A 13,501-nucleotide genomic window follows, 5' to 3' on the forward strand; every position below is an offset into this window, starting at 1 on the left:
GTCAAAACCTAAGCGGTGCGGTTTTTGTATTTTTACTCAACATTAAAACTTAATTATGAGATTCGAAAATAATAAATCAGGAAACGGCGGAGTCATTACCTTAAATAATGAAATTAAAGAAATAGGAAGATTAACGTATACAATCTTTCCGGAAGATCATAAATTCATCATTTCCTTTGTTTTGGTTCATCCTGAATTTGAAGGTCGTGGTATGGGCAAATACTTAGTTGAGGAAGCTATTAAATTCGCCAGGGAAAACAACTGGAAAGTTTATCCACACTGTTCGTACGCAAGAGCAGTGATGACCAGAATGAATGATGTAGAAGATATTTTTTTAAAGAACTAGTACTTCATTTACTAAAATATCTTCAATATTATCGGGGTAGTTTACTTTGAGATGATGATCGGAAGCTACCCATTTTTGTATTTCCTCCAATTTCAGAACTTTGGAATTTGGTATCCCCATTTTATCTAATGCACAGGCATTGCACTCCTGTTCGTATTGATTGTGAATCGGAATAACAAATAATTTCTTATCCATAAAAAGAGCTTCTGCAGGACTTTCAAAACCTGCATTACAGAGAATTCCGTCACAGTTTTCGAAAGATTTTAAATACTGAATTTCATCTATCGGAAAGACTTCAACATTATAATCTTTAAATTGCAATTTGCTGTATTTAGAAAAGACTTTCCATTCAACAGGAATTTGCTTTAAAACTTTAATAATATTGTCATCAGAAAAACTCGGAAGATAGACGAGATAAAATCCTTTTTTATCAGGATCAAGGTTTCTGATTTTTCTCCTTATCACAGGTTTTTTAATCTGAGGATGATAATTTTCAAAATGAAACCCTATTTTTTTGTCACTCGGTACGTAATATTTCAACACCAATTCTCCGAAAAAATCTTTTTTTTCAGGTTTTGGAGTTTCCTTAAATAACATTGAAGCCTGATGGCTCAATTCAATCATCGGATATTTTTTTAACTTACATGCCCAACCCGTTAAAGGTTCGTAATCGTTAATAATCAAATCGTATTGGGATAGTTCAATTTCTCTAATCGTTTTGATCGCCTGAAGAAAATTATTATCCATAAGCGTTTTACGATAGGATAAACCTCCTGTTTTGTTATAAAGAAGAGAAATTCCTTTATGCTGGAAATTAACGTCAAAATCAGCCTTTAATTGCGATTGATGCCCACTGATCAAAGTATCAACTGAAGCATGCTTTTTAAGAATGGGAACAATCTCCTGAGCTCTTGCTACATGACCGTTTCCGGTTCCCTGAAATGCGTATAAAATTTTCATTTTGTGAAATTGGTTACTATTTTTAAAAGTTCTGAATGATCGATGTCCTGAATTTCTTCAGCTTCATCGTCTTTCAGCAAATGCTTATGTTCATCATAGTAAAAAATGTTCCATTCTTGATCATGATACTCCAATGCCGAAAGATTTTCAATCCAGTCTCCGGAATTAAGATAGGTGCAAGATCCTTTTTTGTTCACAACTTCACGAATCTGCGGCTGATGAATATGTCCGCAAATAACATAATCATAATGATTATCTATGGCCAATTCAGAAGCTGTCAGTTCAAAATCACCAATATATTTAACCGCTTTTTTGACGTTATTTTTAATTTTCTTTGAAAATGAATATTTTTCTTTACCCATTTTATCCAAAAACCAGTTGACAATATTATTGATGACGATAAGAAGATCATAGCCTTTTCCTCCTAGTTTGGCAATCCATTTAGAATGCTGAACTGAGGCGTCAAAAACATCGCCGTGAAAAATCCAGGTTTTTTTATCGTTGATATCTAAGCAGATTTTGTTGCAGACTTTAAGCTTACCCAGCTCGAAATCGGTAAACTTCCGGAACATCTCATCATGGTTTCCGGTAATATAGTAGACATCTGTATTTTTTGTAGCAAATGAAAGGATCTTTTTGATCACTTTCAGATGGGGTTTAGGAAAGTAAGACTTTTTGAATTGCCAGATATCGATAATATCTCCATTCAAAACTAAAGTTTTCGGCTGAATAGAATTGAGATATCTCAGTAATTCTTTAGCCTTACATCCATAAGTTCCCAAATGAACATCCGATATGACAACTAATTCAACGTTTCTTTTCATAGTTTTATGCAAAGAAACTACTTGAAAGTTAACTGTATATGAATGTTATATTATTTTTTATAGAGAGTTCATTAACTCCTCTGTTATTTCCATATTATGATAAACGTTCTGTACGTCATCGTCATCTTCGAAACGCTCAAGCATTTTCATATTTGCTTTAAACTGATCGGCATTCACTTCTTTTGAATTATTTGGAATTCTTTGAAGTTCTGCACTTTTTGCTTCGATTTTAAGCTCGTCTAATTTGTGAGACAAAGAACCAAAATCTTCAAAAGCAGTTGTAATCATTACTTCTTCATCATCTTTTTCTACATCTTCTGCGCCACCATCGATCATTTCCATTTCGAAATCATCCCAATCCATTTTAATTTGAGCTAAATCAATTGTAAAAATTCCTTTTCTGTCAAAAATGAATGCCAATTCTCCGTTCTTTCCAAGGTTTCCATCAAATTTATTGAAGATAGCTCTTACGTTCGCAACCGTTCTTGTAGGGTTATTTGTTGTACATTCTACAAAAAATGCAACTCCACCCTGTCCGTATCCTTCATAAGTAATCTCTTCGTAGTTTTCCGCATCTGCACCACCTGCCTTTTTGATTGCTCTCTCTACGTTATCTTTTGGCATATTCGCCCCTTTGGCATTTTGGATACATCTTCTCAATGCCGGATTAGCTTCCGGATCTGTACCGCCAGCTTTTACAGCTAATGCAATATCTTTACCTATCTTAGAGAAAGTTTTGGCCATTTTATCCCATCTGGCCATTTTAGAAGCTTTTCTATATTCAAATGCTCTTCCCATTTTTATTTTTTAATTTCGACAAAATTACTCAAAAGTCTACAAAAAAAAAATACCCCCAGAGAACTGGAGGTATTTATTATTTAGAAAAATTAATTATTTTTTCTTTTTAGCTGGAGCTTTCTTAGCAGGAGCTTTTTTAGCACCTTTCTTAACCGCTTTTTTAGCAGGTTTAGCTACAGTCATGTCATTTTTCTTGTAAGTTTCCCAGTCAGAACCTGAGATAGATCTTACAATTACTTTTCTATCTTGTTGTCTTTCTGCATCAGAAGCTTTTGCAGGAACAGTCGCTTCTTGAGAACCGATACCGATAGATTTAAGTGTGTTAGGGTTGATACCTCTAGCTTCTAAAGCAGAAACTACAGCAGCAGCTCTTTGTCTTGATAAGTTCAAGTTGTAAGCAGCAGAACCTTTAGCATCAGTCATACCTACTACTAGGAAGTTAGTTTCTTCTGCATCTTTAATGATTTGAGCAGCAGTATCTAATTTACCGTTTGATTCAGCTTTGATAGTTGCTTTGTTGAAATCAAATAAGATATCTTTTAATGTTTTGTTAACAACTTCGATATCTGGTTTCTTAGGAGCTGGACATCCGTTGTATTCAGGTACACCTGGTACAGTAGGACAAGCATCATCTTTATCTAAGATACCGTCACCGTCTGTATCTGGCCAAGGACAACCGTTGTTTTCAGCAGGACCTGCAACAGTAGGACAAGCATCATCTTTGTCGATAATACCATCACCGTCTGTATCTGGCCAAGGGCAACCGTTGTTTTCAACTGGACCAGCTACATCTGGACATTGATCGTCTTTATCCGGAACTCCGTCACCGTCAGTATCAGGACATCCTTGGAATTCTGGTAAACCTGGTGTATCAGGACATAAATCGTCTTTATCTAAGATACCATCCTTATCCCTGTCTCTGTTTCCGAATCTAAAGTTCAATGAAGCAGAAGCTTGCCAGAAGTTAGCAACTGTAGATTTGTCACCTGGAGTTGACACGTAATCTCCTTGTACTCCTAAACCGAAGTTTTTAGTCAACCAGAAGTTTACACCAGCACCAGTAGAAACTGTAAAGAAGTTAGCTTTACCGTTTTCGTTACCGTTTTCTCCGTTTGGAACATTTTCAATAACGTTTCCATTATCGTAGCTGTCTCTAGGGAAAGTAAGTGCAGTATAGTCATGTCTCAAGTAGTTAGCACCAACTCTTAAATATGGATCGAACCAAGATTCCTCATTCCATAAAAGACCAGCTGCTTTAACTTGTAAACCAAGACCTGTCATTAAGAAGAACTCTTTACCCATGTTGAATCTTTTGTTTTCAACATTCCCTACTGAAGTCTGCCAGTCAACAACGAAACCTTTAGCAACGTTTCTTGCAACTGTTAACTTAGATAGTGGAGGTGTAATAGAGAAATTGTTCATATTGAACATGCTCTTCGATAAATTTTTAGCAGAGAACGTATTACCGAAGCCCGTACGTGCTGCTACATGGTTTTCAGCATGAGCACCAACTCCGATCATCCACGGATTGTTGGTAGTCTGTGCGAAAACAGTAGAGGCAACAGTAAGCGCCAATGCTGAAATTCCTAATTTTAGATTTTTCATAGAATTAAATGATTAAATAATTGATAATGCAAAATAAATATAATTTTTCTTTATATACAAAGTTTTTCAAATGATTTTTAACTTTTCTTTAATATTCTGTCTAGGTTACGTTTACTTTCTCTATCTTTTATGCTCTCTCTTTTATCAAAAAGCTTTTTCCCCCTTCCTAAAGCAATTAATACTTTTGCTTTGCCTCTATCATTAATATATAGTTTTAAAGGTATAATCGTATTTCCTGCATCTTTTAGCTTCTTTTCAAGTTTTTGCAATTCTTTTTTGTGCAACAGCAATTTCCGTTCCCTTTTTGTTTTGTGATTATAAAATGTTCCCAATTTATACTCATCAATCATCATATTAATAATGTATAGTTCCCCATCAATAAACTGACAGAAAGCTTCTGTAATAGATGCTTTGGAAGAGCGCAAAGATTTTATTTCCGTACCGGTAAGAACCATCCCCGCCTCTACCTCTTCGATAATTTCATATTCGAATCTGGCTCTTCTGTTAAATATATTGACTGTCTTTTCAATCTTCATTTTAAAATTTCTTTAATGAAATATATAAAAAATACCCCATATTTAAAAACTTGAATATTACATTATTACGAAATACCCAAATTCTTTTCGTATTTTTGCGCCAAATTTACAAAACTATATGTTAACAGTATCTAACTTATCTTTACAATTCGGGAAAAGAGTTCTTTTTGACGAGGTAAATATTATGTTTACCAAAGGAAACTGCTACGGTATCATCGGAGCAAATGGTGCAGGAAAGTCTACATTCCTTAAAATATTAACAGGAAAGCAGGATCCAACAACAGGACACGTATCTTTGGAACCTGGAAAAAGAATGTCAGTTCTTGAGCAGGATCACTTTGCTTACGATCAATTTACTGTTCTTGAGGCTGTTTTGAGAGGTAACAAGAAATTATTCGAGATAAAAGAGGAAATGGATGCGTTATACGCAAAAGAAGATTTCTCTGATGAAGACGGGATTAAAGCTGGTGAACTAGGCGTAATCTATGATGAAATGGGAGGTTGGACTGCTGAATCTGATGCACAGACGATGCTTTCAAACGTTGGTATTAAAGACGATATGCACTGGCAGATGATGAGTGAACTTGAGAACAAAGACAAAGTAAAGGTTCTTTTGGCTCAGGCACTTTTCGGAAACCCTGATGTACTTATTTTGGATGAACCTACGAATGACCTTGATATTGATACAATTTCTTGGTTAGAAGATTTCCTGGCTGATTATGAAAATACGGTAATTGTGGTTTCTCACGACCGTCACTTCTTGGACACAGTTTGTACGCACATCGGTGACTTAGATTATGCTAAACTTAACCTTTATACAGGTAACTATACTTTCTGGTACCAGGCTTCACAGCTAGCAACGAGACAAAGAGCTCAGGCTAACAAAAAAGCAGAAGAAAAGAAGAAAGAACTTCAGGATTTCATCGCAAGATTCAGTTCAAACGTTGCAAAAGCTAAACAGGCAACTGCAAGAAAGAAAATGATCGATAAATTAAACATCGATGATATCAAACCATCTTCAAGAAGATACCCTGCCATCATTTTCGAAATGGAAAGAGAAGCGGGAGATCAGATTTTAGATGTAAAAGGTCTTGAAAAAACAAAAGATGGAGAATTATTATTCTCAAACATCGACTTAAACCTTAAAAAAGGAGATAAAGTTGCTGTATTGTCTAAAAACTCATTAGCCATTACAGAATTTTTCGAAATTTTAGCAGGAAACGTTCAGGCAGATAAAGGAACTGTGGCTTGGGGAGTTACAACCAACCAGTCTCACATGCCTTTGGACAACACGAACTTCTTCCAGGAAGACCTAAGCTTGGTTGATTGGTTGAGACAATTCACGAAAAATGATGAAGAGCGTCACGAAGAATTCGTAAGAGGATTCTTAGGAAGAATGCTTTTCTCAGGAGATGAAGCGTTAAAATCTTGTAAAGTACTTTCCGGAGGTGAAAAAATGAGATGTATGTTCAGTAGAATGATGCTTCAGAAAGCAAATATTCTTTTATTAGATGAACCTACCAACCACTTAGACCTTGAAAGTATTACGACTTTGAACAACTCATTGTCAAACTTCAAAGGAAATCTTTTATTGGCATCTCATGACCACGAAATGCTTTCAACAGTCTGTAACAGAATCATCGAATTGACTCCAGCAGGAATCATTGACAGAGAAATGACTTACGATGAATACCTTGCTGATAAAAAAGTAAAAGAATTAAGAGAAAAAATGTATTCTTAATCTCAGAATACATTCAAACTTATAAACAAAAAATTCCTCAAATCAAATTTGAGGAATTTTTATTTCTACTTATCGGATCTAAAACCTATTTTGTCAGTTTAGTTGTCGGCAGGGCAATTGCTCCCGGATCTTTCCATAAACCATCCTTTTCAGCTCTTTTCTTAATAGCCTGAGCTCTTTTTTCACTGTCAGGATGAGAGTTAAACATCTTCTCAAAACCAGTCTGTGCACTTCCTTCAGAAAGGAGTGCTAATTTTTTAAAAGCCGAGTATGCCCCCACTACATCATATTTATTTGCTTTCATGAAGTCATAAGAATACGTATCCGCTTCTGATTCCTGTTTTTTGCTGTGAGAAGCATCCAGAAAAGCATTGGCCATCTTTCCCACCTGGCTGTCATTCAAAGTAGAAACCGTGCTTGATGCAGAAGAAGCCGCATCCAATGCAGCAGCTTTCAGATAAGCTGATTTCATTGCATCTTTGGTATCCTGATTTTTAACGTGACCAATTTCATGACCAATAACTGCGAGTAATTCATCATCCGTCATGATATCCATTAATGAAGAAAATACTCTCACACTTCCGTCGGCACAGGCAAACGCATTGATGTCTTTTACCAGATAAACCTTATAATTAAGATTAAGCCCGTCCTGGGTCTTGTGCTTTCCAAAAAGTTTATTGAGTCTGATCGTGTAAGGATCTTTGGGACCGGCCACCTTATTATTTTTATCCATCCATTCTACAGATTCTTTGGATAATTTAATGGCATCTTCGTTGGTAAAAGTTAAAGCTTTTGCCCCATTAGAAACAATTCCTGCAGCTTTTCCTAAATTAATTTTTTGTGCATTAAACGAATGCATTGCCCCGATGAACATCAGGCAGAATGTAATTTTTTTCATAATCGTTATTTTGAAATTTGGACCGCGAAGATAATTATTTTTTTAACAATTTTAAAATTAAAACTTAAGCGCTATGATTTCAAAATGCTATTTTTTTTCCCTATTTTTGTGAAATGAGTCAAAAATGGATTTACAAGCCTGAACCCGATGAGGAAATTGTAGACAGATTAAGTTCGTCACTTGGTTTTGGCACTTTCGAATCTAAACTCCTCGTTCTTAGAGGAATTGACAATTATCAAAAGGCCAGAGAGTTTTTTAAACCAAACCTTACAGACATACACAATCCGTTTTTAATGGCCGATATGCAAAAAGCTGTAGAACGTATTGCAACTGCCATAGAAAATGGAGAAAAAATATTGGTATACGGAGATTACGATGTAGATGGAACTACAGCCGTTGCTTTGATGTATCTATACCTCAGCAAAATTGTTGAGAAAAAATATCTGGATTATTATATTCCGGACAGAAATTCTGAAGGATACGGAATTTCTACCGAAGGAATTGATTTTGCCAAAGAAAATGGTTTTTCACTGATCATTGCTCTGGATTGTGGAATCAAAGCGCTTGATATGATCAGCTACGCTCAAAGTTTAGCTATTGATTTTATCATCTGTGACCACCACTTACCTGGGGATGAGATCCCCAATGCTGTTGCTGTTTTAGATCCCAAAAGAAGTGATTGCCGATATCCGTTTAAAGAACTTTCCGGATGCGGGGTCGGATTTAAGCTTTGTCAGGGTTTAAATACAATATACAAACTTCCAGAAGCCGAATTATTTGAATTAACAGACCTTCTTGCCATTTCTATTGCAGCCGATATTGTCTCAATGACGGGCGAAAACAGAGTATTGGCTAAAATGGGGTTAAAAGTTCTCAGAAAAACAAGGAATCTGGGATTAAGGCTATTGATTCCTGAAGATAAACTTTCTCATTTTGAAATTTCAAATATCGTTTTTGAAATTGCACCAAAAATCAATGCTGCAGGAAGAATTTCACATGGAAAAGCAGCTGTGGAGCTTATGGTTTCTGATAATTTGAAACATGCTCATCAGATTGTAAGTGATATCATGAATCTTAATGACGAAAGACGTGAATTAGACATGAATTCAACACTTTCAGCATTAAATCAGATCATTGAATCTCAACAGCAAACAAAATATTCAACTATCGTTTATCATCCGGAATGGAATAAAGGAGTAATTGGAATCGTCGCTTCAAGATTAATTGAAACGTACTATAAACCGACTTTGGTTTTTACGGACGGAAATAATGGAGAAATGGTAGCTTCTGCAAGATCCGTTTCCGATTTTGACGTTCATGAAGCACTTGATTTGTGTTCAGAATATTTCCTGAAATTCGGGGGACATCATGCTGCAGCCGGACTTTCAATGGAGAAGGATAAATTCGAAGCGTTTAAAGAAAAGTTTGAAAAAATAGTTTCTGAAAAACTTAAAGAACACCAAAAAGAACCATCCATTACCATCGATTCGGAAATTCAGGCGGATGATATCAATAGAGAGTTTATTAATTTTCACAGAAAACTGGCGCCTTTCGGGCCTCACAATATGAAACCTATTCTGGCTTTAACCAATCAGAAATTGTCAGGTTATATCAAAACGATGGGGAAAGATAACAATCATCTTAAATTTTATATCCGACAGGAAGCTACCGGTAGAAATATTGAATGTGTAGGTTTCAAACTCGGGCAGTTTGCTGAAGATTTTAAGAATAAGAACTTTGATCTTGTTTTCACTCTTGAAGAAAATCACTGGAAAGGAAATGTAACCCATTACCTGAATATTAAAGATGTGAAATTCAGGGATTAGAATATAGGGCTTAGGAATTAGGGAAATTATGGGAAATTATAAAGAATTAATTGTTTGGCAGAAATCTGTTGATTTAGTGACAGACATTTATTCTTGCACCAAAAGTTTTCCAAAAGAAGAAGTTTATTCCCTTACAAGCCAAATTCGACGCTCTTCTATTTCAATTCCTTCAAATATTGCTGAAGAGCATTCCAGAAGATCACAAACTGATTATATTCAGTTTTTAAAAATTGCCAGAGGAAGTTGTGCCGAACTGGAAACACAATTACTAATTTCAAGAAATTTAAATTATTTTAATCCCGAAACATTTATTAATTTAAATAATAAATCTGGAGAAATATCTAGAATGCTGAATGCTATTATTACAAAACTCCTATCCCACCCTAAGCCCTAAATCCTATTTCCTAGACTCTTTATTACAATGAAAAAAATAGGTTTATTTTTCGGTTCTTTCAATCCAATTCATATTGGCCATTTGATCCTTGCGAATTACATTCTTGAAAATTCCGATATGGAGGAGTTGTGGTTTGTGGTAAGTCCTCAAAACCCCTTTAAGGAAAAGAAATCTTTATTGAAAGATCATAACAGATTGGATATGGTGCAGCTTGCTGTAAAAAACTACCCCAATATGCGTGCTTCCAATGTCGAGTTTTCGCTTCCACAGCCGAGTTATACGGTTGATACTCTTACTTATCTCCACGAGAAATATCCGGAACATTCTTTCAGTCTCATCATGGGTGAAGATAACCTTGACGGGTTGCATAAGTGGAAAAATTCGGAAACACTCATTAAAAATCATCACATAATCGTATATCCGAGAGTTTTTGAAGGGGAGAAAAAAGATTCCGAATATTTACAGCACGACAATATTTCTTTGATTAAGGCTCCCGTTATTGAACTTTCGGCCACAGAAATCCGAAATATGATAAAAGAAGGCAAAAATGTAAGACCTATGCTGCCTCCCGAAGTCTTCGAATATTTGGATGGAAGCAGTTTTTATAAGTAATTTTGCAAAATAAGAAGTTAAAGATCAAAAGTTAGTAATACCTCTACAATCCAGAACTTTCAACTCAACAGTTATGAATTTCATCGAAAAATTTTTCTCAAAATATTCTCAGGAAAAGCTCATTAAATGGTTTAAGCAAATCTGCCTGGCAGAAGCACTTTCCTGTATGTTATTGTATGGAGTTGCGATGATATGGATTCGTTATGATGAAAATTTATATTCTATTATTTTCATCAGTGTGATCGGAAGTTTGCACGGTCTGTTTTTCACCCTTTACCTCTTACTCTGTCTTCCGGCCAGAAAAATTTATAATTGGGATGACGAAGATTTTGTTTTCGCCTTATTGTCTGCCTTTTTTCCTTTTGCTACTATTTGGGTCGATAAAAAACTGGCCCGTTTCGATAGAGAATAAAAATTATTTTTCACAAATTTTACATTTTGCTGTAACACAATTGATGTTATAGTTGTCTTATTATGTAAGAAAACCAAAGTACTTTCATTTTTTACTAAAATTTTATAAACTGAAAATCAATTAGTTAAAATTAATTTAAAAACATTTTAAGTACTTTGTATTGCAAGATACTGTTTTTATTATATATCTTTGCAATGTTAAATAATAACAAATACAAGCTATTGTAATTAAAAACTCTCTAAACAATAAAGACATGAAAACGCCAATTCTCATTGCAGCCATATTTTTCAACGGACTTACATTCGCACAGGAAAAAAAATCCGACTCTGTAAAAACTCAGAATATTGAGGGAGTAACGATCACAAAACAGGTTTTTAAAAAACAAAGTGACCGTTTTGTATATGATGTTGCTGCCTCCCCTGTAACCAAAGGAAATACAACTTTCGATATTTTAAAACAAACGCCTCTGCTTTCGTCTACCGATGACAAAACGTTAAAAATAGCAGGGAAAAACAATGCTCTGATCTATATTAACGGCAGAAAAACCAATATGGATGCAGATTCTTTAGTTCAATTTTTAAAAAATACACCTGCAGAAAACATTCAGAAAATCGAGGTGATTACAGTTCCTGGAAGTGAATTTCAAGTGGAATCATCAGACGGAATCATCAATATTGTGCTGAAGAAAAAAATGAGCGACGGCACAAGTGGAAACATGAGAATGTCTAATAGCCAGAATAAATTCAACTCAAGCAATGCCAGTTTCTCTGTGAACTACAGAAAAGATAAATTGGGAATCAGCGCCAATCTTAGTGGTAGCGAAAATATTCAGCCCCAATCTTATGTATTGAAAAACGGAACAGATCTGGTAAAAAATGAATCTGTAGGAGATATCAACGATCCTAATAAAAACATCGGAGGTTATCTGAATATTGACTATCAATTAAATGATAAAAGTAATTTAGCCTTATCATGGAATTCATGGGCAAATAAAAGTTACAATTCTACAATTGATTTGTTCAATACATTAACAGAGTATAATACAAATGGAAGCTTAAAAAAGACAACATACACAAAAACACAAAATAAAGAAGATGCCCGAAACTATAATAACTCCGTTAATTTAAACTATGAAATAAAACTCGACTCTTTAGGAAGTAAATTCAATGCCAATGCAGCATATTTAAATTACAGAAGATTTCAGTATTCTGATAACAGAACTTTAGTTCCCGGAAAGTTTAATGATTATTCAACAATTGGAAAACAAATCATTCAGAACATCCCTCAGGTCATCAATAACTTCTCGGGGACAGTAGACTACATTCAGAAATTCAAAAACGATTTCACGGTTTCTATAGGCGGAAATTACAATAAAACAAAGACAGATAACGACACTAAAAACTATACAACTGTTTTTACAGATGAAAATCAGGAGCTACTGCCTGCCCCTGAATATTCAGAAGCACCCAATCATTTTATTTATGATGAAAATATTTATGGGGCTTATTTAACCCTTGAAAAGAAATTTTCAGATAAATTTTCGGGAAAAGTGGGAGCCAGATATGAAATTACCAACAGTTTGGGGACTTCTGACAACGCCTCTCCTGAGTACAGCAGAATTGAAAGGAATTATAACAATTTGCTGCCTTATTTAAGCTTAAATTATGCAATTAATGACAAAAACAATATCTCTTATGCATTCTCAAGCAGAATGAGAAGACCTAGTTTTTGGGAGCTTAATCCTGTAAGAAACTACATTTCAGAATATAATTATACGCAGAATAACCCGTTTGTAAAAGCTTCATCTACCTACAATCAGGAATTAACGTATATGTATAAAAACTCATACTTCCTTATTTTGAATCACTCATATGTAAAAGATCAGATCACACAGGTTCCTTTACAAGGTTATGTGAAATCTTTAGATGGAAAAATAAGCGAGCAGAACATGCTTCGTTATATCAGAACAAATTTTGGGGATAAACAGGAAATGTCTGCGATGGTAGGAATTCAGAAGACACTTTTCAAACAATATTTAACGATGAGTTTCAATGCCGGAGTTCAGCATAATATCAATAACGGAACATTGGCAGTAGACCCTACGACAGGAGATACTTTTGTAGATATCGACGGAAAAGAACTTGTATATACCAACAAAGTAAAATCTACAAGTTTGGTCATTACAAGTAACAATACCTTACGTCTTGATAAAAAGAAAACATGGTTTCTGGGGGTAAATTTCTTCTATGTGGATAAGCAGCAGATCGAACTAGGAATGTTGAAAAACCTGATGAGTCTGGATTTAAGCATTAAGAAAAACTGGAACGACTGGACTTTCGCTGTTAATCTGAATGATGTTTTAAGAACCAATGTAGTGGAAATTGAAGATTATCAGAATAACGGAAACTACAATTACATAAAAAATGACATGTACAGACGAAGCGTTACTGTAAGTCTTACGTACAGTTTCGGAAATCAGAAAGTGAAAAAAGTAAGAGATATCGAAGCGGCTTCAGATGCCATCAAAAACAGAACAAAGTAGGGACACA

General features: G+C 34.9%; 13 protein-coding genes. 7 read left to right on the forward strand and 6 right to left on the reverse strand.

Annotation, left to right across the window (positions count from 1 at the left end; genetic code table 11):
• The first annotated feature begins 55 nt into the window (after window positions 1-55).
• Entirely contained in the window at window positions 56-346 is a 291-nt protein-coding gene (locus M2373_RS11555) for a GNAT family N-acetyltransferase (protein WP_259110735.1), read from the forward strand.
• Here M2373_RS11555 and M2373_RS11560 read toward each other — a convergent pair.
• The 5 genes from M2373_RS11560 to smpB all read right to left on the reverse strand — a co-directional run bounded on the left by M2373_RS11560 (window position 335) and on the right by smpB (window position 5,069).
• Complete coding sequence (locus M2373_RS11560) at window positions 335-1,306, reverse strand: glycosyltransferase family protein (protein ID WP_259110738.1); 972 nt, start codon at window positions 1,304-1,306, stop codon at window positions 335-337. The two genes, M2373_RS11555 and M2373_RS11560, sit on opposite strands and share 12 nt — an antisense overlap.
• Window positions 1,303-2,130, reverse strand: coding sequence for a UDP-2,3-diacylglucosamine diphosphatase (locus tag M2373_RS11565; RefSeq protein WP_259110741.1), 828 nt, complete (start codon window positions 2,128-2,130; stop codon window positions 1,303-1,305). The genes M2373_RS11560 and M2373_RS11565 overlap by 4 nt, the downstream gene beginning before the upstream one ends.
• A 57-nt stretch (window positions 2,131-2,187) precedes the next feature.
• Window positions 2,188-2,928, reverse strand: coding sequence for a YebC/PmpR family DNA-binding transcriptional regulator (locus M2373_RS11570; protein WP_259110744.1), 741 nt, complete (start codon window positions 2,926-2,928; stop codon window positions 2,188-2,190).
• A 93-nt stretch (window positions 2,929-3,021) separates the two neighbouring features.
• Window positions 3,022-4,533 (reverse strand): OmpA family protein, encoded by a 1,512-nt coding sequence (locus M2373_RS11575; RefSeq protein WP_259110750.1) that lies wholly within the window; start codon window positions 4,531-4,533, stop codon window positions 3,022-3,024.
• A gap of 77 nt (window positions 4,534-4,610) precedes the next feature.
• Window positions 4,611-5,069, reverse strand: a complete 459-nt coding sequence (smpB, locus tag M2373_RS11580) for an SsrA-binding protein SmpB (protein WP_259110753.1) — start codon at window positions 5,067-5,069, stop codon at window positions 4,611-4,613.
• 118 nt (window positions 5,070-5,187) lie between these two features.
• Here smpB and M2373_RS11585 point away from each other — a divergent pair, with 118 nt between their 5' ends.
• A complete protein-coding gene (locus M2373_RS11585; RefSeq protein WP_259110757.1) occupies window positions 5,188-6,810 on the forward strand; it encodes an ABC-F family ATP-binding cassette domain-containing protein in 1,623 nt (540 codons plus the stop codon).
• Window positions 6,811-6,895: 85 nt separating this feature from the next.
• Here the strand turns inward: M2373_RS11585 and M2373_RS11590 are convergent, their stop codons facing one another.
• Entirely contained in the window at window positions 6,896-7,708 is an 813-nt protein-coding gene (locus M2373_RS11590) for a M48 family metallopeptidase (protein WP_259110759.1), read from the reverse strand.
• A 113-nt stretch (window positions 7,709-7,821) separates the two neighbouring features.
• On the opposite strand from M2373_RS11590, the gene recJ reads away from it, so the two are divergent.
• The 5 genes from recJ to M2373_RS11615 all read left to right on the forward strand — a co-directional run bounded on the left by recJ (window position 7,822) and on the right by M2373_RS11615 (window position 13,494).
• Complete coding sequence (gene recJ / locus M2373_RS11595; protein ID WP_259110762.1) at window positions 7,822-9,534, forward strand: single-stranded-DNA-specific exonuclease RecJ; 1,713 nt, start codon at window positions 7,822-7,824, stop codon at window positions 9,532-9,534.
• A 28-nt stretch (window positions 9,535-9,562) separates the two neighbouring features.
• Window positions 9,563-9,928: a four helix bundle protein gene (locus M2373_RS11600; protein ID WP_259110766.1), complete on the forward strand. Its 366-nt coding sequence runs from the start codon at window positions 9,563-9,565 to the stop codon at window positions 9,926-9,928.
• Window positions 9,929-9,955: 27 nt separating this feature from the next.
• The gene (gene nadD / locus M2373_RS11605) at window positions 9,956-10,540 is read left to right on the forward strand and encodes a nicotinate (nicotinamide) nucleotide adenylyltransferase (RefSeq protein WP_259110768.1); all 585 of its coding nucleotides are present in this window, start codon (window positions 9,956-9,958) and stop codon (window positions 10,538-10,540) included.
• Between the two features lie 73 nt (window positions 10,541-10,613).
• Window positions 10,614-10,952, forward strand: coding sequence for a DUF3817 domain-containing protein (locus M2373_RS11610; RefSeq protein ID WP_259110772.1), 339 nt, complete (start codon window positions 10,614-10,616; stop codon window positions 10,950-10,952).
• Window positions 10,953-11,205: 253 nt separating this feature from the next.
• Window positions 11,206-13,494, forward strand: coding sequence for a TonB-dependent receptor domain-containing protein (locus tag M2373_RS11615; protein ID WP_259110775.1), 2,289 nt, complete (start codon window positions 11,206-11,208; stop codon window positions 13,492-13,494).
• Window positions 13,495-13,501 lie beyond the last annotated feature (7 nt).

Origin of the sequence: Chryseobacterium sp. JUb7, assembly GCF_024806495.1 — a bacterium.
Classification (GTDB): Bacteria; Bacteroidota; Bacteroidia; order Flavobacteriales; family Weeksellaceae; genus Chryseobacterium.